Here is a 26,718-nt window from a genome sequence, read left to right as displayed (position 1 = left end):
AGTTAAAATATTTATAAGGATATAAAATGCCCATCTCGTTAATTGTGATTTTAGTTGTAGGAGTTATTTTAATTTTAATGTATAACTCTTTGGTTTCAAAAAAGAATCAAGTGTCAAATATATTTGCTAATATTGATGTTCAGTTGAAGAAAAGATTTGATTTAATTCCTAATCTTGTAGCTTCTGTTCAAGAGTACATGAAGCATGAAAAGTCGCTTTTAGAAGAGGTGACAAAATTAAGAGCAGATGCAAATAAAGCTGATTTAACGGATAAGGAATTGATTAACTTAGATGCTAAAATTACTTCTGCTTTAGGCTCAATCATGATAGCTGTAGAGAATTATCCAGATTTAAAAGCAAATGAGAATGTCATGCATTTGCAAAGAACATTAAATGAAATAGAATCACAAATATCGGCTGCAAGAAGAGCATATAATCAAACTGTAACAGATTATAATAATGCAATTGAAATGATTCCAACAAACTATATGGCAAAAGCAATGAATTATCAACCAAAAGAAGTTTTTGTAATCCCTGCAAGCGAACGCGACAATATTAATGTAAAAGAATTATTTAATTAGATGAAAACGGTTGAAGAATTAAAAGAGTTTTACTATTCTACTTTATCAGTAACGTTAAAAAAACTTGAATCTGAAAGAGAAAATGTCAAACAAAGAGTAATTTTAATTTTTCTGCCATTAACTCTTATCTATTTCAGTTTTATCTTTTATTTTTATGATGAGATAACCAAAAAAGAAGATGCCTTAAATTGGATTGTTATGTTGTATGCAGTCTTGGCTGGTGCACTTTATAAGTTTTTGATAAAGGATTATCGAAAGTCATTTAAAAATAAAGTCATACAACCTTTAATTGAAGCAATACATGAAGGTTTTATTTATATAGAAGATTCACATATTTCAGAAAAAATATTTAACCGTTCAGATTTATTTAGTATTCCACATGTTATAACAGGAAATGATTATGTTTCGGGTTTAGTAGAAGGCGTAAAACTTCAGTTTTCAGATTTACATGCTCAGAAAATTAAAAGAAGTGGTAAGAATGTACACCATGAGACAATATTTCAAGGACTTTTTATTTTAGCTGAGTTTAATAAGATTTTTAAAGGAAAAACGTTAGTTCTTCCTGATCAAGCACAAAGTTTATTTGGAGATTTAATTGGTGGATGGTTACAATCAAATAATATTAATAGAGATGAACTTGTTAAGTTAGATAATATTGAGTTCGAAAAGAATTTTGTTGTTTACTCTACTGATCAGATTGAGGCAAGATACATTTTAACACCAGCATTAATGGAGAGACTCTTAGATTTTAAAAGAAGATTGAATCATCCTATTTATATATCGTTTATTGATGATTATATTCATGTAGCCGTTTATAGTAATAAAGATATGTTTGAACCAACTGTATTTACATCACTTTTAGATTATGAAGTGGCTTTAGAGTATATTCATCATCTTCATTTGGCTATGGGAATTGTTTACGAGCTCAAACTTAATGAGATGTTATGGAGTAAAAAACCAACAGAAGCACTTATGTTTGATATTCCGATAATGGATAAAAAACCACTGATAAATATTTTTAAGTAAAGTTATACTATAACGGTTAAGTCTCTACACCAAAAACACAAGGAATACCGTGTCATATTTTGTTTATATCTTAGAGTGTAGCGAGGGGAGTTTGTATACGGGCATTACCACCGATGTTACAAAACGTTTGGAGGAGCATAACAGTTCTGACAAGGGTGCGCATCTTTTCAAGTGACATAGTGTAATAATAATAATAATTTATCATTATTACCTGACCCTAATTCTAAATTCCTATGTCATTAATTTAAGACTTTTACATGTATAATACATTTTTAATAAAGAGTTAGAAATATAATTTGTTTGATACAGACTAATTAAAGGAATCTTTTATGAACAAAAACAAACCTCTTGGCATTACCCTGATTGCTATTTATAGTGCACTTAGCGGTCTATTTATATTCGGAATTGGTCTACTTATGATGCTCTCCAGTGCAGTTCCTAGTATGGATATGTGGATAACGTTGATAAGTGTCTTATTAGTTGTTTTAGGCGTTTTTCTTTTAGCGGCAACATACGGCCTTTGGTCATTACAAACATGGGGTTTAAATATTACGAAATGGCTTTATATTATTTCTATACCAATGGGTATTCTTTCAATTTTTCCTATTTATCCTCATTCAGAGATGACAACTGCGAATACTGTTTTACAATTATTAGGTATAGCATTAGATATTTTCATTATTTACTACGTTTTAAAACCCAATGTTGTTGCTCTTTATCAAGATAAATGATTTATTACAAAGAAAATTCTCTGAAATAGAGAGGGCAGGTGAGAACAATAACCTATTCAAACTTAAATTAAAAGTTCTAAAAGTTATCGTTATTATCTGACCCTTTTATTCAAACCTTACTTTTCGGGCATTAAAATCTATGGATTTTAATTGTCATTTTTCAGTGCATTTTATATATAATGTATTATTAATAAATAGTTATATATGGATTTTTAATTTATGACCTCAAATGTAAAGAATTATCTTATTGGAATAGTATTTTTTTCAATGATATATTTAATATCAAAATTTTCAGTGAATTTATCACTAATTGTAACCATATTCAGTTTTATAGTGTTAGTTATCAAAAAAAGAAAATATTACAAAAATAGAAATATGATACATCGAATTACAGAAGAAGAATACAAAAAAGAAATGAGTGACAAGATAAAAGATGGTTTGTCACCATTTCATATGTTATTATATATGTTAATTACTCATATTGTATGGATATTAATTTTTATAGACAATAAAGATTTTTTTTACTTTATTTTAACTTTTTTAATTATCTATAGCATTATTTATTATAAAACTTTATCTGTAGAATATAATATTACAATATGGCAAAGTATAAAGGCTGATTTCCCAGATTTTGCATTACCTGATATGAATATATTTCATGTTTTAATCTTTATTATAATAGCAGGACCTTTTTTATTTTTTATCGGTTCAATTATTATAGGTATAATAAGTAGCTAAGAAATATATAACAAATCCTAGTAAATTCCGGGGACAGGATACTTAATTCACAATTTCGCACTCTTTATTAAAATTTTTACCACCACAGTTGTTCCGATATTTTCTTGGCTTTCATAGTGAATTGTGGCTCCCAAAAGTTCTAAAATTCTTTTTACGATGGAGAGCCCCAGACCACTTCCTTGTTTTTTATGGGATTCATCACCTTGGTAAAACTTATCAAAAATCTTTGCAATTTTTTCACTCTTAATCCCAATACCTTCATCTTTGATTCTGACAATAAGTTCATTTCCACTTATCTGCTCATCGATATAAATTGTACTATTGATAGAAGAGTATTTCATGGCGTTATCGATGAGATTCATCCAAACATGCATCAAAAGTGATTTATCTGATTCTACAACTACATCGTAAAGGTTTAAATCAAATTTTTGATCACGGTCACTCCACTTTTGTGAGAGCACAATCACTGCGCGCCTTATTTGTTCATCTACTCGAATCATATCTTTTTTTGAGATAATTTGTTGATTATCTAAGCGCGACATTTGGAGCATATCTTCACAAAGCAATGACAATCGTCTGGATTCTTGATGTATGAGTTCCAAATACTCTTTTTGCTTTTGTATTTCAAGTGGCGAATCTAATAACAATTCAGCAAAACCTGTGATTGCTGTAACAGGTGTTTTTATTTCATGCGATACATTGCTCATAAAGTCTTTACGCATATAATCCATACCAGAGAGTTCTTCTACCATTTTATTCACATTTGAAGAGAGTTCATCAAGTTCATGGGCATAAAGATAATTATTCATCTCTCTTTTTTTACGATACACTCTTGCAGTGAAATCCCCTTGGGCAATTTTATTCACAGTTAAATTTAATGCTTCAACAGGTTTCAATAAATGCCCTGACCCAATGTATAAGGCAATAGCACCAATAATCATCGTTAAAGCACAAACCAGTAGACTCATAATAATCCCTGAGAAAAAGGTAATTGGTCCGTGATAAAACAACCAAGTCCCAGTAATAACTATAGCACATGCAATAAGACAAGAAACGAATAAAGTGGCAATAGAAATAAAAGAGATAAAAGAGCGAAGGCGTATGATATATTTCTTTTTCATGGTTTCCTTTTTAAATTTTTTGGCATCATTTTTCATTTGGTATTATCTGTTAAATGATATTTTGCTTTGTATTCAAGACCTCTAATAGTTATAATTTCAAAATCCTGACATGATTCAAATTTACGACGGAGTTTTTTGATATGAGAATCAACAGTCCGTTCATCTGCTTCTGATTCTAGACCCCAAATTTCATTCATGATTTCATATCGAGTAAAAATCTTATCGGGATAGCTGAGTAAAAGAAAGAGGAGATAAAACTCTTTAGGGGGAAGGTTGTATTCTTTAGAATCAATATTTATTTTTAATGCCTTGTAGTCCAGAAAACTCTTTCCTATAACCAATCTATTTTCATTCGCTATCTTTGCTCTTCGCAAAAGGGCGTTTACTCTAAGAAGCATCTCTTTTAGTTGAATAGGCTTAACCATATAATCGTCTGTTCCAAGTCTAAACCCCTTTTCAATATCTTCCATCTGATTTTTTGCTGTAATCATCAAAATAGGAAAAGAAGGTGCTGTCTTTCTAATCTCTTGTATGAGTTTATACCCATTTATTTTTGGCATCATAATATCTGAGATGACTAAGTCAACATATGTTGTATCCATGATTTCTAAGGCCTCTTCTCCATCAAATGCCGAAATAGTCTTGAAGTTTTCTTGTTGTAATTTCGTGCATATCATCTTATTTAAAGTCTCATCATCTTCAGCAACTAATATAGAAAACATCATTTTACCCCGTATTTAAGATATTTCTTTTGAAAAATTATATCACAGTTCCTTCTCTTAAGACAAACCATATTTTGTATGATAAGTCTCCAAGAAAAAGGACTTTATTTACAATGTTACTTTGTGCATGAAACTTTCTCTGGCATAGTACTATAGTTTATAGTTGCACCCACTCCAAAATGAATAAAAAGTTCAGGATAGTCATCAACGGGAAGCCAATAAGAGATAATTTCTCTTTCCCCATATTTTGCTTTTTTGTAAGCCGCTTCTTGCGAACGTAACGCTTTATTGGCCAAACAACCCTTGTGTGCTTCAGGTGCACCATGGGTAGCACAATTCATCCCTTTGATGAGTCCCACCACTTTACACGCGGCATTTGTAGCAATGACCTCTTTGCTTTTATGTACAAGTGTTGCAGGTTCAGGAAAATTCCCCCACATCAGATGAAAAGCCTCAATTATTTTTGAATCAACCACAATTCTCTCCTCTTTCTTAAGTATATTGCACAAAAAATGTTACAGCACATAAAATAACTGCGCTTGCTCCTGCAATCAAATGGCATTTTTGAAGCCATGGTGCTTTTGAACCAAAAAACATGAAAGCTCCTGTAACTCCTGCTATACCAATTGCCAAACGAAATAATAAATCCAGTGTCATTTCTTCTCCTTTTATATAATATGTTGCCAATAGAGTAGTGATAACTTCCATTTAGATATCTATTTGAAAGGTCATTTTCTTTTGACAATACGAAGTATACATTTCGAATATGGTCTCAATGTGTCCAACAATAAATAAGTGGTTTTTTTCTTGTTATATATATTTTTTATTTCTATTTCAGCTTTAGTGTATTAAACTTCTCTAATATTACTTGACCAAATAGTCAAGAGAAGGAGTTTTAAAATGAAAACAATAACAAAAATAAAAGAAGACAAAAACTACACCGCTGTAGATTTAGGTAAACTTGAAGATTTGATGGAATACTCTTTAATCCATAAAGTCAATAAACAAAAAATAGAAGGTAAGGTATTTTTAAAAGAGGCAACGCACTCAACGGGTACAGAGATATCGTTTAATTCATTGGCGTCTAAAACAGAACAACCCTATTTTCATATTCATTATAAAAATGAGGAGACGTATATCATCTTAAAAGGGTATGGTTTCTTTCAAGTCGATGGTGAGTGTTTTGAAATACAAGAAGGCTCCGTAATACGTGTGGCACCTCAAGGGGTAAGAGGTATCAGAAATGATTCGGATGAAACCATGATTTATATGGTTGTACAATCAAAAGAAAATTCATTGGAGGAGTATACAACTGATGATGGCAAGAGAGTTAAGTTTGATCCTAAATGGTAAAGAAAAATGTATGTTTCATACGTTAACACATTTACAAAATAAGGTCATGTATTGATTCAAAAGTTTGATTGGGAGTTATTCCTTTTTCTAAGTCTGTCTCAGTGAATTTTCCTGTTTTTACAAGTATAGAAAAGATTCCAGCTTTTTGTGCACCTTCTATATCACTTTCAATATCATCGCCTATCATGACACATTCATTGGGTTGTGCCTTTAAAGATGCGGCTGCTAATTGGTAAAACTCTAATGAGGGTTTACCAATGAGTTGTGCTTTTTGTCCACTGGCATACTCTAAGGCACTGACAAAACATCCTGCATCAAGGCTGAGTTCATTGTCGCTGTCTTTAAAATATCGGTTATTGGCAATGGCTATAAGTTGTGAGCCTTGTTGTAGTTTTCTAAAAGCATGATTGAGGTTTTTATAACTGAAATTATCTTGTGCATCACCTACGACGACATAGTTTGAAGGATACTCTTTTAGGGAATCAAAAAAGTGCATGGCATTATCTGTTAAAAGAAACTGGGCACTGCTTTGATTTTTTTGTAAAAACATTTGCGTCATATCCAAAGCAGTGATGACTTCATCTTCACAAATATTAAATCCAAACTCTTGAAGTTTTTTAACGACTTGCGCGCCTGTTTTTTGAGTGGTGTTGGTAATAAAACGAATAGGGTAGTGCTTTTTGATTTGAGCAACGGCTTCAATGGCACCATCTATTGGAGCATCTCCTACATACAATACGCCACCAATATCACACAGAACGGCTTTTATATTTTTAGAAAACATGGTCTCTCCTTTTATAGAGAAATATCACTATTTTAGCACAAGAAAGATTTTTATATTTTAGTTTCATAAATTAAAATGTTTACATTATCTTTTTTTTTATTGTTGTGGAAATCAAAGGATTTACTTAAGATGATTATGGCGTTAAACGATAATGTGAGTTATCATCAAACAATAAATATAACAATTAAATCAACTCATTTTATTTAATTGTTAAGAGTAAGATTATAAGGTTTAAAGTTGAAAAAAGCACTTACTCTAAAACGCAAGGAACAGCGTGTCATATTTTGTTTTACTTTATCTTTTACTCAAAGCAAGACCCAGTCCAAAGCTTATAAATAAGGTGCCTACTATTTTCCCAAAATAGTTTGATAAAAAGGTTTTTGTAAAGACTCTTTTTATGCTATTTGAACTGAGTGAATATATCATCATACATATAAATGCAATGAGTCCAAGTATGGATACCAACAGAGTGTAGTGCAGTAAACTGTTTTGATTTTCATTGATGAACAGTGGGAATAAAGCTGTAAAAAAAATCAGTGCTTTTGGGTTGGAACTTGCTACTATAAAGGCATCATAAAAGAGTTTTGTTTTGTTTACATCTGTACTTTTAAGTTGCTCTTCTTCTATATGAAAGTGTGTTTTAAAGAGTTTAATTCCAAGATAAATAAGGTAGAGTGCCCCTGCATATTTTATAATCATAAATAAAGTGGTTGATGTTGTTAAAATGACTCCCAATCCTGCGATGGCAATCGATGCTTGAATCATAGAAGCAACACTGTTCCCTAAGGCTGTAAAAACAGAGAGCTTGGCTCCATATTTTATGCCATGGCTTAATGCCAATAACATACTGGGACCAGGGATAATTGAAGTAATAAAAACAGTCATACTGTAAAGAAGCCAAAAATCTAAATTTTCCAAAGTGAATCCTTTTAAAGTGAAGCATTATATTTGAATTGATTTAATAAACATATAAATTGAGAGATTTGATTTGAAAAATATTTGAACAACTTAATAAACAGAATCCCTTTGAATGTTTAAAGAGAAAAATGGACTCTAAAAAATTAATTGGGCAAGTGAAATAAGTATAAAAATTATGAATTAAGTAGAAGTTTTAATATAAGATTAGTTAATATAAAAATTGTATTAAAATAGTTAAGGGATATGAAGTTGAAAACAATATTATTACACCTATTTTTACTTTTCTATTTTTCGCTACACGCACTTGCGCAACCTCTGAATTTTACAAAAGAGGAAAAAGAGTTTATCGCTACTCATCCAAAAATAAAAATTTCTATGATGCAAGATTACACCCCTTTTACGTTTGTTGAAGAGGGAAAACCTGTAGGCTTTGAACACGATTTGCTTGAACTGATTTCAAAAAAATCTGGTCTTAAGTTTGAAAAAGTTATGGCTTCTTGGAGTATGGTTTTAAATTTGTTTAAAGAGAACAAAGTGGATATGATATCAAGTATTTCATACACAAAACAAAGAGCTGCTTTTACTTTTTATACCACTTCTTATTACGATATACCTATTATGATATTTTTAAGAGATGACTTTGGAACATACGATGGTCTGCAGAGTCTTAAGGGTAAAAAAGTGGGTATTACAAAAGACATCTTTTATCAAAAAGAGCTCCAAGATTTAGCACTTTTTGATTTAAAGCCTTATACCAGTTTATTGGATTTAACCAAAGATGTATCTTTGGGCAAAATCGATGCTGCCATTGAAAACTTAACTGCCATAAACTATTTGATTAAAAAGTATGGATATACCAATATACGACTTGCCGATGAATTTAAAGTCTCCGATAAAACCATCGAAGATTTACGATTTGGAGTACACTTTACTCAACCCGTGTTGGGTTCTATCATACAAAAATCTTTAGATGCAATCAGTAAAGATGAAAAAAACAAATTGATCAATAAATGGATTGGTTCCATTAAAGAGTTTGGTGATCAACACATTGAATTAAGCGAACGCGAAACTGCTTATATCGACGGTCATGTCATACAGTATTGTATGGATCCAAACTGGTTACCTTTTGAAGGATTAGATACAAAAGGTGAACACTCAGGGATGAGTTCAGACTTTTATAAACTCTTTGAAAAAATTCTTTCTGCTAAATTTAACCTTGTCAAAACGTCAAGTTGGAGTCAATCTTTAGAGTATTTAAAACAAAAGAAATGTGATATTTTAATGGTGAGTATGGAAACACCAGAACGAAAAAAGAACTTTCATTTTACAGATTCGTATTTGGAAATTCCATTGGTCATTGCCAATAAAATAGATGATGCTTTTATCAATGAAATGTCAGATTTAAGAGGCAAAAAAATTGGTATCACCAAAGGTTATGGATTTGTTGAGACATTAAAAGAAAAATATCCTTTTTTGAATATTGTAGAAACCCATAACATAGAAGAGGGTTTAAACAAAGTTAAAGAAGGAGAAATTTTTGCTTATATTGACGCTTTGGCGAGCATAGGACACGAATTTCAAACCAAATATTTTGGAGAGTTAAAAATTGCGGGTCAATTGTCTGAAAGCTTACAACTTCGAGTTGCGGTGAGAAATGACGATGATATTTTATTCAATATCATGCAAAAAACGGTCAAAAGTATTCCTTCGGATATGTACCGAAATATTTTAAATAAATGGACTTCAATCAGATATGAAAAAAGCATTGATTACAGTTTAGTTTGGAAAGGGAGTGCGGGGGTTGTTTTTATCTTTTGTCTTATTCTTTATTGGAACAGAAAAATTGCAAAATCCAATGAGTTACTCAAACAAGCCCAAAAAGATATTGAAGTAAAAAATAAAAAGTTAGAACGACTTGCCACCATTGATAAACTCACCAATTTATACAATCGACGAAAACTCGAAGAGTTATTGCAACTGGAGATAAACCGATGCGAAAGATTTGATTGCAACTTCAGTCTTACCATATTAGATATTGACCATTTTAAAGAGGTTAATGACACCTTTGGTCACCAAACAGGCGACAATGTGCTCATTGAAATTGCCAACATTTTAAGAAACAGTCTTCGAAAAACTGATTTTGTGGGAAGATACGGGGGCGAAGAGTTTATTATTGTCTGTTTTGAATCCAATGAAGATGAAATCGTAAAAGTGATTAATCAGATCAGAAAAACCATAGAAAACCACGATTTTGAACAAGTGGGAACAAAAACGGTCAGTTTTGGTGTTACCATATTTAAGCAAGGCGATACCATAGACACCATAATTAAACGAGCCGATAACGCCCTTTATGAAGCAAAAGAGAGAGGCAGAAATAAAGTGGTATTGCATAAAGAGTAGCTTTGTATTGAAAGTGCCAAGGAATAATATAATTATTCATTTCTCTTCTGTGCTATAATCTTTTTTTTTATTTAGAGAGTTCCCATGAAAATTATTCTTCTTTTTTTGTTTTGTTTATTCTCTTTTGTTCTGGCTGAACAAGTAACCCCCAAAGAGGTAACCAACTACAACGTTTTACACCAAAGCATCACTTATGAAAATCAAAACTATACAATTTTGCGCTCTTTTATCCAAGAAAATGAGAGTTATTTTTTGATTGTCAATGAAAAGAGTTTAAAAACAAAAATCATAAAACAAGAGTTGTTACGAAATAAAATCCAAAACACTCCACACCAAAGCCGATACAATGACATTTTAAATCAATACAACAACGCCCCATATCCAATCTATAACTACGGCTTAAAACACATCGACACACAAAACACCTATTTGACCATAGATATGTGTCCTTCTTCAAAAGTAGGGTACGAGAGAGCTTTTTTTAAAGAGTTAATCGACAAATACTATAAAGGCAAAGCCATCGCTTTAACAATTTTTGTTTCAGGCAAGTGGATAGAAAAACATCAAAAAAACTTTTTAGAACTTTTAGAACTACAAAAGAGCGGTTTTTTGGACATTACTTGGGGAAATCATACCTTTTCGCATCCGTACAATAAAAAGCTTGAAAATGAAAAAAACTTTTTACTCATGCCAAAAGTAGATGTGGAAAAAGAGATTTTAGAGAATGAAAAACTCCTTTTGTCGTATGGCATTGCCCCCACAATTGTTTTGCGATTTCCCGGATTAATATCCAACGAAAAGGTTGTAAAAACAATCAAAGCTTTAGGGCTTATTTCTGTAGGAACTGACACCTGGATGAACAAAAGTGAACACATTCACAATGGCAGTATCATACTTATACATGGCAATAAAAATGAACCACATGGGATTAAAAGAGCCAATGATGAGCTTTTAGAACACAACAATTTCTTCTTAGGTTCACTCTTAGATGACATATAATAAAAAAATAATTCAATTTTAGGTAAAAATGTTTTTTTATTTGCTATAATACCCTTCTTAAAAAAATGGGGACGTAGCTCAGCTGGGAGAGCACAACGCTGGCAGCGTTGGGGTCGTCGGTTCGAACCCGATCGTCTCCACCACGATTTTATGGGGTGTTTCAGTAGTTTACAACGTTATTTGGTTTTTCGATACTGACGAAAGACTGACGTTTTAAGGAAACTCAATCTTGATATCTTAGTAAAGTCTGAACTAAATCCCTATACTTTAAACTCTTTCCTATGAATTTTAAATGAAGATTCAGCTTCAAAGTGTAATTACAAAAGCAAGGCAAATTAAACTTGCATATAACTTGACTAAGATTTTATTTTATACTACACTTTTATTATAAACCAACCTGCTTGCAGGAAGCCCCTAATCTTTTAGGGGAGTATATTACAATTCAATTAAATCTTTCAATTTTATTTTCATTTTCTCAAAATCTTCAATAGAAATTTTACCCATCTTATCATGTATTCTTTTGGCTGAAAAAAGTTTTATTTGAGAAAGCATTGCGTAGTTAGTTTTTTGTTTATGAATTGGTGTAAATTCAAAATGAAACATATTGTCTTTTTTTGAACTTGTACGTGGAATACCTAGAAAACTCTCTTTTGAAAACTTTCTAAGTACCAAAACGGGTCTTAAAAATTCTTCACCCTTTCCATAAACTTCATAGCCAATATTTTGTTCCACTTTTAACTAATACCTACCTCTCGTGAAGAGATAAATCTCTTCGCTTTTTTGTTTCTCTATTGTAAAAAAGAGACAAAGTGTTTATGTAGGATTATTTTTGAGAGATAAAGTGATTAGAGTATTTTTTCGCCTAGGGCAGTTTTTCTTACTTCATCGAGTTTGAAGCACGCATTGGCGATATTTCTTACGCTCATGTCGTGATAATCAGCAACGACTTTGTAGATGGTTTTTAGTTCATCTTTGGTGAAAATGGATTCGTCGTACTCTTCTTCCATTTTTAAAAATCGCAGTTCTATAAACTTCTCTTTGACTTCCACTTCAATGTCTAAAAAGTCTAAAAGCTCTTGAATGAGGTAGAGTCGTTCATCTTCTTCGTCCAAGTCCTCTTCATTGGCGATGATGTCGAAAATTTCACTGAGCATTTTGGGTTCAGGGTTTCTTGCATTTTTAATATACTCATCGGCAAAGATTTTTTTGCCACAATATTTGGTGTGGTTGTAATCCATCAAAAAGAGCATGATAGAGAGTTTTTTATCGTTTAAGTGTTTGACTTGTTTATGCAACATGTATAAAATTACGTTCGCTATTTTTGTCATATCTGTTTGCATGGGCATCCTTGATGTTTTATTGGTGTGATAGTAGCATTAAAGATGTAAAAGAATGATAAGAGTTGAACTGTAATCGCTTTCTTATGAACTTTTTACTACAATGCGAACATTAAAAAATTAGGTTCAATTATGTCAAAAAGTCAAAACAATAACAGCGTTAAAAGTGCCAAAGGTGAAAAACTTGCCGCAACTGCCAATCAAAACAAAAATGCTGTGCGAGTCGGATTTTCACAAGAGCGATATGAAAACGAACAAATTGTCAATGCCAGAAAAGCAGCCAATTTAGCCCTAGCTAAGGAAAAAGCAAAGAAAAAAGCCAAAATGGCAAAAGCGTCAAAAAAAAGAAACAAAAAATAAGAGCACGATTTCATTTTATTTGTGTGACATTGCTGGAGTATAATTACGATTATATACCTAAGGATACCAATGAACAGTGAACTCTTTTTCGCCTATGCCGTTGTGGCTTTGTTTTATATTACCAGTCCCGGTCCCGCTATCTTTTTAGCCATTGCCAATGGTTTACGAACCGACATGAAAACCGTAGCACTTGCCTCTTTTGGCAATATTTTGGGTCTTTTTATTTTATCTACTGCTGCAATATTGGGTTTGGGTGTGTTATTAACCACCTCAATGACACTTTTTATTGCAGTCAAAGTCATTGGGGCTGCGTATTTAATCTATTTGGGGATTAAATTTTTAAGAAACAAAGGTGTCATTACTTTTGATGCTGTGGAAAAAAACTACAAAATTAAAAGCAAAAAAGCCTATTTTTACGAAGCCTTTTTTTTAGCCGTGACCAACCCTAAACCCATCTTGTTTTTCACTGCAATTTTCCCACAATTTTTAGATACTCAACGTCCTATTGCCGAACAGTTTTTTATTATGACGTTTCTGTTTTTAACCATTTCGTTTTGTTCGTTATGTACGTATGCCTCGTTGGCTAAAAAATCAAAAGTGTGGTTGAGCAACAAAAACAGAATGAATTGGTTCAATAAAATCACGGGTGGATTGTTTATTACCATGGGTGTAGGTTTGTTGCAATTGAAAAACCACAATTAAGACAGAACAAATTTTAAACTTTGGGTATTGGGGTATGAAATTTTTTCCATACCCCAATATGTTGTAACGACTAAAAAAAGTTTCTTAAACCAATAAACGTAAGCGCAGAGAGTATTCCAGCTGCTGGTAAGGTAATGACCCATGCCATTGCAATTGGTTTCATCAGTTCCCAGTTGGTATTATGATTGACCATACCCACTCCAAGAACCGCACCAATTAAAATGTGTGTGCTTGACACAGGAAGTCCTAAAAGTGAAGCAATCATCACCACCCCCGCTGCTGCTAATTCTGCAGAAAATCCAGAAGCAGGGTGCATTTTGGTTAAATTGTGTCCGACAGTTTGAATGACTTCTTTTCCAATAAACCACAATCCCACAATCAAAGCAATACCAAACGTCAACATAGCAATGGTTGGAACTGCCGCTGTTGAACCAATTTGTCCAGTTCGAATAATGTCTAAAATAGCCGCAAAGGGTCCAATTGCATTGGCAATATCATTAGAACCATGACTGAATGCAAAACCAGATGCAGTAAACACTTGCATCCAACTGAACATAAGAAACGTTGAACGGTCTAAATCTTTTCCTTTGAGCGTTTTAGCAAAAATAACCGTTGCCAACCAAATAAAAGCACCAATCATTCCAATGATAAGGTAGTTATCAATTGAACTTAAGCCTAAGTGCATGTTTTTTAACCCTTTAAACAACAACATGCCACAAATAAGCATACCCCCAATGGCAGCAATCATAGGAACATAGGTTTCAAGTGCTTTTGTGGCATTGACATTGTCTTGTTTTTTCTCAATTTCATAAATCTTTTTGTAGTAATCTGACTCAAGATCTTCAAGCTCAAAATCATCGTCTTTTATGGTGTGTGCATCTCTTGCCATTGAGTTTGTGTAAGAGAGTTGTTGCAGTTCTGAAAGTCTTTCAAACGCTTGTTTGTGCTCCTCTTTATGTCTTTTTTTCTCTTTTTTAATCGATTTTAATTTGTCGGCACTCTCTTCATTGTAAATTAGAACATATTTTTTGATTTGATAATACAGAGTATAAGAGACAATTCCCCCAAGGACAGGTGAAAGTACCCAAGAAAATGCAATGGTGCCAATTTTATCCCATTTGACCAAAGCAAAACCCGTATCAGCACCACCTATTAAAAGACCTAAGGTAATAGAACTTCCTACGATACCTCCGATAATTGAGTGTGTGGTTGAGACAGGCCACCCTTTTTTGGTTGCAATAAGTAACCAAAGCGCTGCGGCAAAAAGTGCAGACATCATAATATAAACAAACTGCATAGGTTCAACCGCAATTTCCGATAAATCCACAATTCCTTTACGTATGGTTTTTGTCACCTCTCCACCAGCAATAACTGCACCACTGACTTCAAAAATAGCCGCAACAATTAAGGCTTGTTTGATGGTCAGTGTTCCAGCTCCTACACTTGTACCAAAAGAGTTTGCAACATCATTTCCCCCAATATTAAATGCCATAAACACACCAAAGAGTGTTGCTAATACGAATATAACAGCATGGTTATTATTGGTATAAGCAGAACCCCAATATAAAAAATATCCAACAACTGCTATAAAACCCAATGCAAAAATAATGCTCAGTTTTGAATCAGCAGTGTAACTATTCGTAGTTGTCATTCCTTCTCCTATTTTAAAAAATACAAAATTTTATAGGAGAATTATTACCTTTTAGTTACACCGTAAAGTTCAGATTTTCCAGTGTGTGAGTCTATTTTTGTCCATGTGTTCTTTGGTTTTTTGGCACAGTTGAGGGAAAAAAAGCATAAAATCCTCTTCAATACAATCAATGTTTTGTGAAACTTTATGAAAATAAGCGCTTGCTGTGTCTCGTTTGGCAAGCCTTGTTGAGAGCCTTTTATCAATACGTTCAAAAGCTTCACGTAAGTGTGTTAAGTTTTGATATTTGTTTAATAAATCAAACTCAACCATACGTTTAAGTGGTTGGCTTGCGTGAAGAGGTAAATGGGGAAGTGTTTTGATGGCTTGGCTGTAAAATGAGTCTAAAAAAGTCTCTATATCTTCATTGCAAAAGTGGTGCCAGTTTTTTGTCAGCAAATAGTCGTACGTCAAATCAATGATCAACGCTTTGAGTAAACCTTTGTCGCCTAAGCGCGCTTTGCTTTGCAAAAACAGTGTGTGTGAATCGGTATAGGAATCAATGATTTTATGAACAGACATCCCTTTTTTTATCTCTTGACTTGAACCTTCCCAAACTCTTCCTTTGAGTGGATCTGCCAAATAATTTCCGATTTGAAAATCGATACTTTTTTCAGACAAAAAGATATGTGCAAGCCAATTCATAAAAGGGTATACCTATATTTGGTAGTCAGGTCTGTCTTGCCACTCGAAAATAAAACACATTGGCAGTTTATTGTATTTATTAAGTATGAGTGCAGTGATGGTTCCTGAAAGTAAAATAGAGGCAATTGCCACACCCGAAGCTACCGCCAGTGTTGAAAGCCCTGTTAAACCTTGCCCCACAGTACAACCAATCGATAAAACGCCACCCGTACCCATAAGTGCACCACCCAGCATATTGTATTTGGTTCGGTTCAGATTTTGACTGGCAGTACATCCAAAACTGTATTTTTTATTAAAAAAAGTCATAACAAATGTGCCTAATAAAACGCCACATACCAAACTGATGGCAAAAGAGAGTTCATTGACTTGATAAAACATAAAAAGTTCAACACTTTGTGCGGTGGGGTAAACAAAAGTAATTCCCGTTAAAGGGATAATTCTCTCCATGCTCTCTTCCCCTAAAACTCCCGTAACGTACCAAGCCAAAGCGACCAACAATCCAATAATAACACCATCGCCTAAGGTCATAATTCTTTTAATGTCTTTGATTAAATAGAGTAAAAAAAGAACTAAAATTCCCACAATAACGTAGATATTCATGGTACTGTTTTGAATAAAAGAGGACCATTCTATCAATGTAGAATTATTTGTAAGGGGTGAAAATAAACCATATAAAAAACCTTTTGCCGTAGCATAGGCAAAAATGGCAACAAAAACAATTGTAATAAGCGAGTTGGAGTCCCCTTGTGCAAACTTGACCAACTGACGGTTACTGCAGCCATCGGCTAACATCATGCCCGCACCAAACAAACTGCCACCTAAAATAATGGTAACGTAGTTGATGTTGCTTTTGTAATATTGCGTTGTGGTAAAATCCAGTTCAAATAAAGAAGAAACCACAGCTGAGGCAACAATGGCAACAATCATTGCCATAATAACAGAGGCGCCTCGTTTGGTCGATTTGGTTAAAATATAATCTTTGATTGAGCCACTGAAACAAAACTGTTTTGCTTGTGCAACTGCACCAAAAACCAAACCAATAATCAAACCTAAAATATTGACCCACTCATACATTTCAAAATTTAACATAAAAAACCTTATTTAATAATCATTGCTTATAATCTTAATTAAGAACAATTATAAAATAGCTTTACTAAATTAATTAAGTTGGAATGAGAGTTACTCTGAGTTTTTAAGTCAGTTTAAATGAATGGTTTTAAAAAGTTATACTTCATCCTCCACTCGCATCTCTTCAAGGTTTTCTAAAATTTCAAGGGCATCTTCTTCGCTAAGATTGTTATGATCAATATCCATTATCACTTCATCAAAATAGAGTTTAACCGCTTGCATGTATTCCAACTCTTCTTGTAACTCTTTTTTCTGTTTTTTTTGTAATTGTACTTTTAATGCTTCCACTTCAGCATTGACTTCAAGCAATACATCCTCTTTTAAGAGCAGTTCGAGTTTTTTTACATGGCTCATTACATCTCCTTATTTTTTTTAAATTATAACTTTTAATACAAATATTTCTCATTAAGTAAAATTGCAATAGAATAGATAAAACAGTTTAAGGAGTTTTGGAGATGCACAAGTTACTCTATCTTTTTATTTCGATACTTTTTTTAAGCACGGCTTCTTTTGCTCTTGAAGCCAAAGGAGTTGTGGTTAAAACTTTGGCAAAAAGCAGTTCCAGTTGGAACGGTGCAAGTTTGCCTGCCTATCCAAAAGGGCAACCCCAAGTAACAATTTTAGACATTACCATACCCCCTCACTCAAAATTGCCCATGCACAAACACCCTATAGTGAATGCAGGAATTTTGGTCTCAGGTGAATTGACAGTAGTCAGTGAAAAGGGGAAAGTTCTTGAATTAAAAGCAGGAGATTCGATTGTCGAGTTAGTTGATACGTGGCATTATGGTGAAAATAAAGGCGATGTACCTGCACAAATTATTGTTTTTTATGCAGGAATTAAAAACGAACCCATTACTGTTTTAAAAAAATAAATCAGAGCAGTTCAACAGGTATTTTAATGACCGCTTTGTATACGAGTTGCGATTCATCTACTTCGATACAAGGTTGGTGAGCATCTTGTGGGTAAAATATTGCCAACTCCTGCTCTTGAATCAAAAGTGTTGAAATATGGTTTTGTTTGTTCTCATATTTGGCAAAATCACTCTCTTGATTATACTCCATCAGCAGAGTTAACTCTTCAATGTTTGAAACATCCATTTGCTCTTTACCATAAACAATATACTGCATATCGACATATTTTTTATGGGATTCAAAAAAACAGAGTTCTCTTTTTTTGGTTTTATACGCTTGATGTAACACAAAAATGTTTTCATCGATAAACTCTTTAACACACTCTCCCTCTTTTATCTCTAAAAAATCTACTGAAATGTTCTTCAAGTAGTTAAATGCTTTTTGAAACGCTTCTTGGGGGAGTTGATCTTTGAGTAGTTCCAATTTTCCGAAAATTGCCATTTCTAATCCTAGTTTGAATTTATTTATTTTACCATGTTAATTTTGAAATTACTCTCCTTGTTTAGGCGTTTTTTTTTATTATTGCAGTATAATCAACTGTTTTAAAATCAACATCAAGTTGTGTTAATCCAAAGGAAAAACAATGTTAAATGTGAATTTAAACGAAAAAGAGTCTCTGGTTATTTTAGAGCCCAATGGTGCTTTATGTGAAAAAGATTTCCTTCACGCGGCAAAAATAATCGACCCCTACATTAAAAAACATCAAAAACTCAATGGCATTATTATTCATGTAGAATCGTTTCCTGGTTGGGAATCGTTTGCAGGATTGTTGTCTCATTTAAAATTTGTCAAAGCGTATCATACCAAAATTTCTCATGTTGCTGTGGTAACCAATTCCATGATTGGAAGGTTTGCACAAGCGGTGGTAAGTCATTTTGTGAATGCCAAAGTGAAAACTTTTACGTTTTATGAACTTGAAAATGCCAAAGCATGGATATTAACACCTGAAGTAAAGATAAAACGGCATGGTATCACTTTTGGTATGGAGAGAATTGAAGATACTTTTTATCTGACGTTTAAAGTTTTAGGAACGCTTACTCATGAAGATTATGAAAAAATGACCCCCTTTTTAGATGCAGCATTAGAGAGTGTGAGTGAGCCTAAAATAAATGTTTTTGTCGACATTACCGAGTTTGAAAATTGGGAATTCCGTGCAGCTTGGGATGATTTTAAAATTGCCTTGCGGTATGGTTCTGATTTTGAAAAAATTGCTATTTTTGGTACGGTAAAGTGGCTTGAATATGGCATAAAACTTTCATCTTGGTTTGTCTCAGGTGAAATTCAACATTTCGATACCAAAGAAGAGGCTTTGTCTTGGTTGAAAGCATAAGAGGTTATTGTGTCTAAAGATATTCACAGAAGAAGAAACAAGGCACTTGGTGCTCTTGAATTAGTCGCCATTGCTTTAGGAGGAATGATTGGTGGAGGAATATTTACTGTTTTTGGTGTTTCTGTTTCACTCATTGGCGTATACACCCCCATTGCTTTTGTCATAGGCGGACTCATAGCAGCATTGGCTTCATACTCTTACATAAAACTGGGCGTGCATTACCAAGATGAGGGTGCGCCTTACTCTTTTATTATCAATACATTCACAGGTTCATCTTTTTTATCTTCTGTGGTGGGGTGGTGGATTGTATTTGGATACATCAGTACCTTAGCGCTTTATGCCTATACGTTTGCGTCGTATGCCATCAGTACCTTTGAATTTGCCAATAACGATTTGGTTCGTAAAGGGGTTGCTGGATGTATCATTTTAATTTTTACTTTGGTGAATGTTTGGAGTGTGAAAGGCATGGGTAAAATTGAAGATTTGATGGTCTACAGTAAACTGATTATTTTAACGGTCATTTCGGTTATTCTCATTAGCCACTCAAATACAACATTGCCCCAACTGGTTGAAATCAGTCCAAAGTTCAATCTTTTGTCAATTTTAATTGTGGCTTCTTTGACCTTTGTGGCGTTTGAAGGGTTTCAATTGGTCATCAATGCGGTTGATGAGATGGAAAAACCCAAAGTGAATATCCCCAAATCAATCTATATTGCGATAAGTGTTGCCATTGTGATTTATGTTATCATTGCCTCAGGAGGCATTCTTGCCATTCCTTTTGATGAAATCATTCAAAATAAAGAGTACGCTTTAGCTGCGGGTGCAAAAAAAATTCTGGGAGAATGGGGCAGCAATTTAATCATCATTGGAGCACTTTTAGCAACGAGCAGTGCTATTAGTGGAACACTTTTTGGTGCATCAAGATTGGTAGGTGTCATTGCCAAAGATGGTTATTTCCCACTTATTTTAAACCAACGTAAAAACAATATTCCCATGATTGCCATTTTTATGATGGCACTTTTTGCTTTTGTTCTTATTCTTATTGGAAATTTAGAGATGATATTGGAGTTTGGGAGCATTACGTTTTTATTGGTTTCGATTCTTGTCGCTTTTGCCAATTTGAAAATGTATAAAAAAACGGGGGCTTCATTAATGGTTATTATTCTATCAATTGTTTCACTGACTTTAGCTGCTGTGTTTATTTTATATTATGAATTCACTCAACACATTGACCAACTCTATTTTATTGTGGGCTTATATGTTGTTTTGACATTGTCTGCATGGCTTTTTTCGCGAAAATATAAAACCCAATAAGCAGTGCACTTGCACTGCTTATTTTATTTGCAAGGTGAAAGAGAGATCTCATTTTTGTTTTTTGTTAAAAACGACTCTCCAATGCCTTTGATATTGAGCAAATCATCCAAAGACTTTATACACTTATTGGCTTCTCTGTAAGCAATAATACTTTTTGCTTTTACTGCACCAATGCCTTTTAAGGTTGTCAGTTCATCTAAGGTTGCTTTATTTAAATCTAAAGCAAAGAGTGAAAAACTTAACGCAATTAAACACAATAGACTTTTCATTATTCTTCTCCTTTAATTAGAATATTTTATTATTCACTATGTTTTATTAATATTAGCTTATATAATCACATAAATGTTACATAATATCTCTCAAATAGGCTAAAATCGCCTACTCAACGGAATGATATATGTATAGCTATTAAAAATAAAACCTTGAAGGATTGACGTGAAAATAAAAAGCAAAGAGCCCTTTAATCCTGACAATTTTTTCTCATCGCAGTGCGTGGAAGATGTGGCGAGAAAATTTGAAATACTTAAAACCCTAGATTACAGAAAAATCAGTTTGGCCAATGAAATTACCAAATACAATTATGAAATTGTCTCAAAAGATTATGTTGATTTTGAATTTAGCAACATTGAAGAGTATTATAATTTTGAGGTTGATACCATCGTATAATTGCAACAATTAAGCTATAGTGTCAAAACTCAAACGATAGATAAAGAAGATGAATGTATGAATGCGATGTGGTATATATACAAGGCAACCCAAAATCGGGTCTATTGCAACAACATTTAGATATGGAAGCGTCCATTATACAACTCATTGATTGTTACAGTTACAAAATCATAGATTCCATGCAAAACAACCGTTATGAGATGAAAAGTATCCCTGAAGCTCGAGTCTATATTGGTTTTTCAAGAGGTTCTCGCTACTTGAATAAACTGCATAAAAATCGACTGAAACTCTCTATTGGTGGCATTAAAGGGAAAGGTATCAATCACTTTATTCACACTGATGACAAGATACATTTGGGTGACTTGTCGCTTAAATCACTTGATGCCCATTTTAAAATTGAACAAAGCGATAAAATCAAAATTGAACTTTTGCTTAAAACTTTTTTGAATCACAAATCGCCTAATTAGTATATAACAAACTATTCCGTATACTTCCAACCTTAAAGAAGATATAAAAATAAAAAAAGAGTAATATGATAGAATTAACGAACATCTCAAAAAGTTTTGCAACCAATGAACTTTTTTCAAATTTGAATTTCAGAATGAATTCAGGAAACAGAATAGGGCTTGTGGGTCGAAATGGAAGCGGGAAATCTACCCTTTTTAAACTTATTTTAGGTGAAGAGCAAGCAGACAGCGGTGATATTGCCATTCCTAAAGGGTATCGAATTGGGGCACTTAAACAGCACCTTGTATTTACAGAAAAAACACTCATTGATGAAACGGCATTGGCACTGGCAGAAGACGATAAATTCAGTATTTATAAAGCAGAAAAGATTCTTTTTGGATTGGGATTCGTTGAAGAAGATTTAGAAAAAGATCCTTGGTCATTTTCAGGAGGATATCAAATTCGTATTAACTTGGCAAAATTGTTATTGACTGAACCCAATTTATTGCTTCTTGATGAGCCAACAAACTACTTGGATATTCTTTCATTGAGATGGTTAAAAGAGTTTTTGAAATCATTTGACGGGGAAGTCATACTCATTACACACGACAGAGACTTTATGGATGCTATTACCACTCACACCATGGGAATTATTAGAAGAACACTCAATGTAATTCCGGGAAATACACACAAATTTTATGAACAACTTAAAAGCGATGAAGAGCATTATGAGAAACAAAAAATTTCTCAAGATAAAAAAGTCAAAGAGCTTGAAGAGTTTATAGCCAGAAACAAAGCTCGAGCTTCAACGGCTGCATTAGCACAATCAAAAGTCAAACAACTTGAAAAGATGGATATTTTAGATGATTTGGGGTTTGATTCCACTCTTAAATTTGATTTTAAATACAAAGATACCCCTGCAAAATTTTTGCTTGATGTCAAAGATGTCAGCTTTGGATATACCGAAGATAATATTTTATTTAAAAATATCTCTTTTGCCCTTCAAAGTGGTGAAACCATAGGGATTATTGGAAAAAATGGGAAAGGGAAATCAACACTGTTAAATGTCATTGCGGGGGAACTTAAAAAATTAAGTGGTGAAATAGAGTACCACGGCAGTGTTACGTTTGGTCACTTTGGGCAAACCAATATTTCACACCTCAATCCAGATAATATCATCATGGATGAAGTCTATTTGGCCAACAATAAACTTTCAGAAGCAACTGTGAGACAAATTTGTGGTTCCATGATGTTCAGTGGAGACAATGCTAAGAAAAAGATTTCCTTGCTCTCAGGTGGAGAAAAAAGCCGAGTAATGTTGGGTAAAATTTTAGCCAAAGAAGTGAATTTACTTTTTTTAGATGAGCCAACCAACCACTTAGACATGGATTCAATTGCAGCGCTGACTCAAGCCATAAAAAACTTTGCGGGTTCTTGTATTGTAGTAACTCACAGTGAAGAGTTATTGCGAAGTGTGTGTGACAGACTGATTGTGTTTGCCAAAGGGGAAGCAACGGTTTTTGATGGAACTTATGATGAGTTTTTAGAGAAAATTGGTTGGGAAGAAGAGGAGGGCGAAGTTAAAGTTAAAAGTAAACCCAAATTCAATAAAAAAGAGCATAAAAAAATGCGAACAGCCCTGCTTCAAGAGAGAAACCAACTCACCTCTCCTATGAAAAAAGAGATTGAAGCGTATGAAGAGCAAATCATTAAAATTGAAGATTTGATTGAACGAGAACAACACGAATTAACCGAAGCCACAAACAAAGCAGACAACAGCAAAATTATTGAACTTTCAAAAGTGATTGCAACGCATGAAAAAACGATTGAAGAGAAGTTTGCATTGTTAGAAAAAGTGCAGTTAAAACTGGATGAAATTCTTAAAACCTATGATAAAAAACTCGAAGAGCTGTAACTCCTTTGAAGAATAAAGTAAAAACACCTGTCTCATTTACTGCATTTAATTTCTCGCTGGAAATTGAACGTGCTTTAAAACACAATGGGTATATGACACCCACTGCAATACAAAGCCAAGTCATTCCACTGGTTTTAGCACGCAAAGATGTCATCGCAAAAGCACAAACGGGCAGTGGGAAAACGGCCAGTTTTGTGTTGCCAATTTTGCATCATATTATGAACAATCAAAAAAGTAAAAAAAAGAGAATCCAAGCGTTGGTGTTAACTCCCACGCGAGAACTTACGCTTCAAGTGGCTGAAGTATTTTCTCTTTTAGGCAAATATTGTTCTGAAAAACCCAAAATTGTCTCTGTTATAGGTGGAGAGCAAATTGGTGATCAACTTCATGAAATACAAAAAGGGTGCGATGTTTTAGTAGCAACGGCGGGGCGCTTTATTGATGTGTTAAAAAAGAAACAGATGAACTTGGAGTTTTTAGAGTTTTTGGTTCTTGATGAAGCGGATAAAATGCTTGATTTAGGTTTTGCACAAGAGCTGGACTTGATTTTAGAAGCCTTACCCCCTAAACGACAAAACTTGTTTTTTTCTGCTACGTACCCTCCTAAAATTTTAAATTTAGTTGCAAAAATCACAACCGATGCACTCAACGTTGACATTGAAGAAGAGACCTTGGTGGTGCAAAAGATTCATCAAAGAGTCATTGAGGTCAATAAAGAGAATCGTGCACCACTGTTGCGACACTTGTTGAAAAGTGAACTGTGGGATCACGTGTTGGTTTTTATGGCAAACAAACGCTCAGCAGATAATATCGCTGCAAAATTCAGAAAACATGGATTTAAAGCAGACTCTTTTCATGGCGATTTGATTCAAGAGGAGAGAAACTTCACACTCAATGAATTTAAAGAGAAAAAGCTCAATATTCTTTTTGCTACGGACATAGCTGCAAGAGGGTTGGATATTTGTGATATTGCCTGCGTGGTTAATTTTGATTTACCCAGAAGTCCTGCAGATTATGTCCATAGAGTTGGGCGAACTGCCCGAGCAGGAAAGAGTGGAGTAGCGCTTACTTTTATTGACCATGAAGACCAAGAGCACTTTAAACTCATTGAAAAAAGATGCCAAATAACGTTGGAAAAAGAGCAAATAGAAGGGTTTGAATTAAAAGGTGAGCCTGTTTTAAAAGCCAAAGGTAATGAGCCCATTAAAGGGAAAAGAAAAAGTAAAAAAGATAAACTTAGAGAGCAAGCACAACAAAACACAAAATAGGAGTTGAGCATGGAGCAAGTTTTAAACTACATTAAAATAGATGAAAAGATTTCGACCTCTGGACAACCTACTCAAGAAGAGTTTGAACGCATTGCTTCAAATGGCTTTGCTGTTGTGATTAATTTGGCTTTAAGCAGTGCAGCGAATGCTGTTGAAAATGAAGATGTCATTGTCAAAAACTTGGGCATGAACTATATTCATATTCCTGTGGACTTTGAAAACCCCACCTTAAGTGACTTGAAAATCTTTATGGACATTATGGTTGCATTAAATGAAAAAAAAGTTTGGGTGCATTGTGCTAAAAACTATCGTGTGAGTGCATTTATGTATGTGTACCATAAATATATCTTACGCACACCTTTTGAAGAGATCAATTTAAGCTTATTCGAAGAGTGGTCACCCAATGCAAAATGGCAAGAACTCATGAAGGCAGAATTGCAAAATCTTGACTAAAAAAGCAATGTATATCTCTTTTAGAAAAAGTTTGTTAAAATTGCCACCAATAAAATAACCATGGAATATATTTGAAAATAGAAACAAAAACAGCAAAATTTACCAATCCTTTACACTTAGAAAGCGGACGAATATTAGAAAATTATGAAATCATTTATGAAACTTACGGTGAATTAAATGAAGATAAGTCCAATGTAATTGTGATTTGCCATGCCTTAAGTGGTTCACACCATGCTGCTGGAAGATACGCCAATGAGGCAAAACCAGGGTGGTGGGACAACTTCATTGGCGATGGGAAAACCATCGATACCACAAAATATTTTGTGATTTGCAGCAATAACTTGGGTTCATGTTTTGGTTCAACTTCACCCATGAGTCCTATGACAAAAAACGGGGAAGCTTACCGATTTAAATTTCCCGTCTTAACCATTTCCGATATTGTAAAAGCACAAAAAAGGCTTTATGACTCTTTGGGCATTACGCATGTTAAAGCCGTTATTGGAGGTTCGATGGGAGGAATGCAAGCGTTGTGTTACTCTATTGAGTATCCCAAATTTGCCGATTGTTATATTGCCCTTGCTACAACGGCTTACACCAGACCTTGGGCGATTGCATTAAACAAAATTGCCATTGAGTCCATTCGTCATGACCCTGCTTTTCAAAACGGGAAATATACTAAAGAGGATTTGATTGCCAAATCACTCCCAGGACTTGCTATTGGAAGAATGGCAGGGTTGATTGCTTATGTGGGTCCAAACTCTATGAACAATAAATTTGGACGAAATTATGCCCAAACCGATGGATTGTATGAACTCTTTGGACGTTTTGAAGTGGAAGCCTATTTGGAGTACAATGCCTACAATTTCCCAAAAATATTTGACCCGTTGTCCTATTTGTATATTTGTAAAACCATGAATATTTTTGATGCTGCACGAGGAAGCGATAAACTCCCCGATGCTTTGGCCAAAGTGCAAGGAAAGTTACACTTAATCTCTTTTTCCGATGATGTGCTCTTTTTCCCACAAGAGATGGAAGAGATTCGTGATATTATGATTGATTTAGGAAAAGAGGATTTGGTCACGTATAAAATGATTCCAAGCCAACACGGGCATGACTCATTTTTGGTTGAGATAGATAAATTCAGTGCCGATATAAAAGCGTATTTAAAGGATTAA

At 33.7% G+C, this 26,718-nt stretch carries 33 protein-coding genes and 1 tRNA gene; 20 read left to right on the top strand and 14 right to left on the bottom strand.

All coding sequences use genetic code 11. The features are described 5' to 3' along the window. The first annotated feature begins 26 nt into the window (after positions 1-26). From ACNI3C_RS11695 to ACNI3C_RS11675, 5 genes are all read left to right on the top strand, one after another. Complete coding sequence (locus ACNI3C_RS11695; RefSeq protein ID WP_419769984.1) at positions 27-581, top strand: LemA family protein; 555 nt, start codon at positions 27-29, stop codon at positions 579-581. Next, entirely contained in the window at positions 582-1,607 is a 1,026-nt protein-coding gene (locus ACNI3C_RS11690) for a DUF3137 domain-containing protein (RefSeq protein ID WP_419769983.1), read from the top strand. It begins immediately after the preceding gene. 49 nt (positions 1,608-1,656) lie between these two features. Further along, on the top strand, positions 1,657-1,782 hold the full coding sequence (locus ACNI3C_RS11685; protein WP_419769982.1) for a GIY-YIG nuclease family protein: 126 nt from the start codon (positions 1,657-1,659) through the stop codon (positions 1,780-1,782). A 154-nt stretch (positions 1,783-1,936) separates the two neighbouring features. Beyond that, entirely contained in the window at positions 1,937-2,338 is a 402-nt protein-coding gene (locus tag ACNI3C_RS11680) for a hypothetical protein (protein ID WP_419769981.1), read from the top strand. A gap of 219 nt (positions 2,339-2,557) precedes the next feature. Continuing rightward, on the top strand, positions 2,558-3,076 hold the full coding sequence (locus tag ACNI3C_RS11675; RefSeq protein ID WP_419769980.1) for a hypothetical protein: 519 nt from the start codon (positions 2,558-2,560) through the stop codon (positions 3,074-3,076). Between the two features lie 47 nt (positions 3,077-3,123). On the opposite strand, the gene ACNI3C_RS11670 is transcribed toward ACNI3C_RS11675, so the two are convergent. The 4 genes from ACNI3C_RS11670 to ACNI3C_RS11655 form a co-directional block, all read right to left on the bottom strand. After that, on the bottom strand, positions 3,124-4,197 hold the full coding sequence (locus ACNI3C_RS11670; RefSeq protein ID WP_419769979.1) for a sensor histidine kinase: 1,074 nt from the start codon (positions 4,195-4,197) through the stop codon (positions 3,124-3,126). 32 nt (positions 4,198-4,229) lie between these two features. Further along, positions 4,230-4,919: a response regulator transcription factor gene (locus ACNI3C_RS11665; protein WP_419769978.1), complete on the bottom strand. Its 690-nt coding sequence runs from the start codon at positions 4,917-4,919 to the stop codon at positions 4,230-4,232. Positions 4,920-5,035: 116 nt separating this feature from the next. Beyond that, entirely contained in the window at positions 5,036-5,395 is a 360-nt protein-coding gene (locus ACNI3C_RS11660) for a hypothetical protein (protein WP_419769977.1), read from the bottom strand. A gap of 16 nt (positions 5,396-5,411) precedes the next feature. After that, on the bottom strand, positions 5,412-5,576 hold the full coding sequence (locus tag ACNI3C_RS11655; RefSeq protein ID WP_419769976.1) for a hypothetical protein: 165 nt from the start codon (positions 5,574-5,576) through the stop codon (positions 5,412-5,414). A gap of 243 nt (positions 5,577-5,819) precedes the next feature. Between ACNI3C_RS11655 and ACNI3C_RS11650 the strand changes: the two genes are divergently transcribed. Beyond that, a complete protein-coding gene (locus ACNI3C_RS11650; RefSeq protein WP_419769975.1) occupies positions 5,820-6,272 on the top strand; it encodes a cupin domain-containing protein in 453 nt (150 codons plus the stop codon). 31 nt (positions 6,273-6,303) lie between these two features. On the opposite strand, the gene ACNI3C_RS11645 is transcribed toward ACNI3C_RS11650, so the two are convergent. Together ACNI3C_RS11645 and ACNI3C_RS11640 are read right to left on the bottom strand one after the other, a co-directional pair. Next, on the bottom strand, positions 6,304-7,056 hold the full coding sequence (locus tag ACNI3C_RS11645; protein ID WP_419769974.1) for a TIGR01458 family HAD-type hydrolase: 753 nt from the start codon (positions 7,054-7,056) through the stop codon (positions 6,304-6,306). Between the two features lie 294 nt (positions 7,057-7,350). Next, on the bottom strand, positions 7,351-7,974 hold the full coding sequence (locus ACNI3C_RS11640) for a LysE family translocator (RefSeq protein ID WP_419769973.1): 624 nt from the start codon (positions 7,972-7,974) through the stop codon (positions 7,351-7,353). 249 nt (positions 7,975-8,223) lie between these two features. Between ACNI3C_RS11640 and ACNI3C_RS11635 the strand changes: the two genes are divergently transcribed. From ACNI3C_RS11635 to ACNI3C_RS11625, 3 genes are all read left to right on the top strand, one after another. Next, positions 8,224-10,374 (top strand): transporter substrate-binding domain-containing diguanylate cyclase, encoded by a 2,151-nt coding sequence (locus ACNI3C_RS11635; protein WP_419769972.1) that lies wholly within the window; start codon positions 8,224-8,226, stop codon positions 10,372-10,374. An 84-nt stretch (positions 10,375-10,458) separates the two neighbouring features. Further along, the gene (locus ACNI3C_RS11630; RefSeq protein ID WP_419769971.1) at positions 10,459-11,373 is read left to right on the top strand and encodes a polysaccharide deacetylase family protein; all 915 of its coding nucleotides are present in this window, start codon (positions 10,459-10,461) and stop codon (positions 11,371-11,373) included. 67 nt (positions 11,374-11,440) lie between these two features. After that, positions 11,441-11,516 (top strand) — tRNA-Ala (locus tag ACNI3C_RS11625). A gap of 292 nt (positions 11,517-11,808) precedes the next feature. Here the strand turns inward: ACNI3C_RS11625 and ACNI3C_RS11620 are convergent. Further along, positions 11,809-12,105 (bottom strand): type II toxin-antitoxin system PemK/MazF family toxin, encoded by a 297-nt coding sequence (locus ACNI3C_RS11620; RefSeq protein ID WP_419769970.1) that lies wholly within the window; start codon positions 12,103-12,105, stop codon positions 11,809-11,811. A 113-nt stretch (positions 12,106-12,218) separates the two neighbouring features. Continuing rightward, entirely contained in the window at positions 12,219-12,713 is a 495-nt protein-coding gene (locus tag ACNI3C_RS11615; RefSeq protein ID WP_419769969.1) for a type II toxin-antitoxin system antitoxin SocA domain-containing protein, read from the bottom strand. A 129-nt stretch (positions 12,714-12,842) separates the two neighbouring features. Between ACNI3C_RS11615 and ACNI3C_RS11610 the strand changes: the two genes are divergently transcribed. Both ACNI3C_RS11610 and ACNI3C_RS11605 read left to right on the top strand, forming a co-directional pair. Further along, on the top strand, positions 12,843-13,070 hold the full coding sequence (locus ACNI3C_RS11610; RefSeq protein WP_419769968.1) for a hypothetical protein: 228 nt from the start codon (positions 12,843-12,845) through the stop codon (positions 13,068-13,070). Between the two features lie 69 nt (positions 13,071-13,139). Continuing rightward, positions 13,140-13,772, top strand: coding sequence for a LysE family translocator (locus ACNI3C_RS11605; RefSeq protein WP_419769967.1), 633 nt, complete (start codon positions 13,140-13,142; stop codon positions 13,770-13,772). Positions 13,773-13,842: 70 nt separating this feature from the next. On the opposite strand, the gene ACNI3C_RS11600 is transcribed toward ACNI3C_RS11605, so the two are convergent. The 4 genes from ACNI3C_RS11600 to ACNI3C_RS11585 form a co-directional block, all read right to left on the bottom strand. Further along, on the bottom strand, positions 13,843-15,423 hold the full coding sequence (locus tag ACNI3C_RS11600) for an inorganic phosphate transporter (protein WP_419769966.1): 1,581 nt from the start codon (positions 15,421-15,423) through the stop codon (positions 13,843-13,845). A 69-nt stretch (positions 15,424-15,492) separates the two neighbouring features. Beyond that, complete coding sequence (locus tag ACNI3C_RS11595) at positions 15,493-16,107, bottom strand: ACP phosphodiesterase (protein WP_419769965.1); 615 nt, start codon at positions 16,105-16,107, stop codon at positions 15,493-15,495. 12 nt (positions 16,108-16,119) lie between these two features. Continuing rightward, positions 16,120-17,196 carry a YeeE/YedE family protein gene (locus tag ACNI3C_RS11590; protein WP_419769964.1) on the bottom strand — a complete coding sequence of 359 codons (1,077 nt, stop codon included), beginning with the start codon at positions 17,194-17,196 and terminating at the stop codon, positions 16,120-16,122. A 135-nt stretch (positions 17,197-17,331) separates the two neighbouring features. Further along, positions 17,332-17,589: a hypothetical protein gene (locus ACNI3C_RS11585; RefSeq protein ID WP_419769963.1), complete on the bottom strand. Its 258-nt coding sequence runs from the start codon at positions 17,587-17,589 to the stop codon at positions 17,332-17,334. Positions 17,590-17,690: 101 nt separating this feature from the next. Here ACNI3C_RS11585 and ACNI3C_RS11580 point away from each other — a divergent pair, with 101 nt between their 5' ends. Next, the gene (locus ACNI3C_RS11580) at positions 17,691-18,110 is read left to right on the top strand and encodes a cupin domain-containing protein (protein ID WP_419769962.1); all 420 of its coding nucleotides are present in this window, start codon (positions 17,691-17,693) and stop codon (positions 18,108-18,110) included. 1 nt (position 18,111) lies between these two features. Here ACNI3C_RS11580 and ACNI3C_RS11575 read toward each other — a convergent pair whose 3' ends face one another. Next, entirely contained in the window at positions 18,112-18,591 is a 480-nt protein-coding gene (locus ACNI3C_RS11575) for a NanQ anomerase/TabA/YiaL family protein (protein WP_419769961.1), read from the bottom strand. 142 nt (positions 18,592-18,733) lie between these two features. On the opposite strand from ACNI3C_RS11575, the gene ACNI3C_RS11570 reads away from it, so the two are divergent. Together ACNI3C_RS11570 and ACNI3C_RS11565 are read left to right on the top strand one after the other, a co-directional pair. Further along, positions 18,734-19,480, top strand: a complete 747-nt coding sequence (locus ACNI3C_RS11570; protein ID WP_419769960.1) for a SpoIIAA family protein — start codon at positions 18,734-18,736, stop codon at positions 19,478-19,480. Between the two features lie 9 nt (positions 19,481-19,489). Beyond that, positions 19,490-20,794 (top strand): APC family permease, encoded by a 1,305-nt coding sequence (locus ACNI3C_RS11565; protein ID WP_419769959.1) that lies wholly within the window; start codon positions 19,490-19,492, stop codon positions 20,792-20,794. A 23-nt stretch (positions 20,795-20,817) separates the two neighbouring features. On the opposite strand, the gene ACNI3C_RS11560 is transcribed toward ACNI3C_RS11565, so the two are convergent. Next, on the bottom strand, positions 20,818-21,063 hold the full coding sequence (locus tag ACNI3C_RS11560) for a ComEA family DNA-binding protein (protein ID WP_419769958.1): 246 nt from the start codon (positions 21,061-21,063) through the stop codon (positions 20,818-20,820). 166 nt (positions 21,064-21,229) lie between these two features. Here ACNI3C_RS11560 and ACNI3C_RS11555 point away from each other — a divergent pair, with 166 nt between their 5' ends. The 6 genes from ACNI3C_RS11555 (at position 21,230) to metX (ending at position 26,718) form a co-directional block, all read left to right on the top strand. Further along, positions 21,230-21,460 carry a hypothetical protein gene (locus tag ACNI3C_RS11555; RefSeq protein WP_419769957.1) on the top strand — a complete coding sequence of 77 codons (231 nt, stop codon included), beginning with the start codon at positions 21,230-21,232 and terminating at the stop codon, positions 21,458-21,460. Between the two features lie 53 nt (positions 21,461-21,513). After that, a complete protein-coding gene (locus ACNI3C_RS11550) occupies positions 21,514-21,927 on the top strand; it encodes a hypothetical protein (protein WP_419769956.1) in 414 nt (137 codons plus the stop codon). A gap of 65 nt (positions 21,928-21,992) precedes the next feature. Next, on the top strand, positions 21,993-23,822 hold the full coding sequence (locus tag ACNI3C_RS11545) for an ABC-F family ATP-binding cassette domain-containing protein (RefSeq protein ID WP_419769955.1): 1,830 nt from the start codon (positions 21,993-21,995) through the stop codon (positions 23,820-23,822). Between the two features lie 5 nt (positions 23,823-23,827). After that, entirely contained in the window at positions 23,828-25,090 is a 1,263-nt protein-coding gene (locus ACNI3C_RS11540; RefSeq protein WP_419769954.1) for a DEAD/DEAH box helicase, read from the top strand. Between the two features lie 9 nt (positions 25,091-25,099). After that, complete coding sequence (locus tag ACNI3C_RS11535; RefSeq protein WP_419769953.1) at positions 25,100-25,543, top strand: protein tyrosine phosphatase family protein; 444 nt, start codon at positions 25,100-25,102, stop codon at positions 25,541-25,543. Between the two features lie 71 nt (positions 25,544-25,614). Beyond that, positions 25,615-26,718 carry a homoserine O-acetyltransferase MetX gene (metX, locus tag ACNI3C_RS11530; RefSeq protein WP_419769952.1) on the top strand — a complete coding sequence of 368 codons (1,104 nt, stop codon included), beginning with the start codon at positions 25,615-25,617 and terminating at the stop codon, positions 26,716-26,718.

The sequence above is a fragment of the Marinarcus sediminis (SeqCode) genome (assembly GCF_048571275.1).
GTDB classification, from domain to species: domain Bacteria; phylum Campylobacterota; class Campylobacteria; order Campylobacterales; family Arcobacteraceae; genus Marinarcus; species Marinarcus sediminis.
The sequence above is the reverse complement of the archived record's forward strand: the minus strand, read 5'-3'. Positions and strand labels throughout refer to the sequence as shown.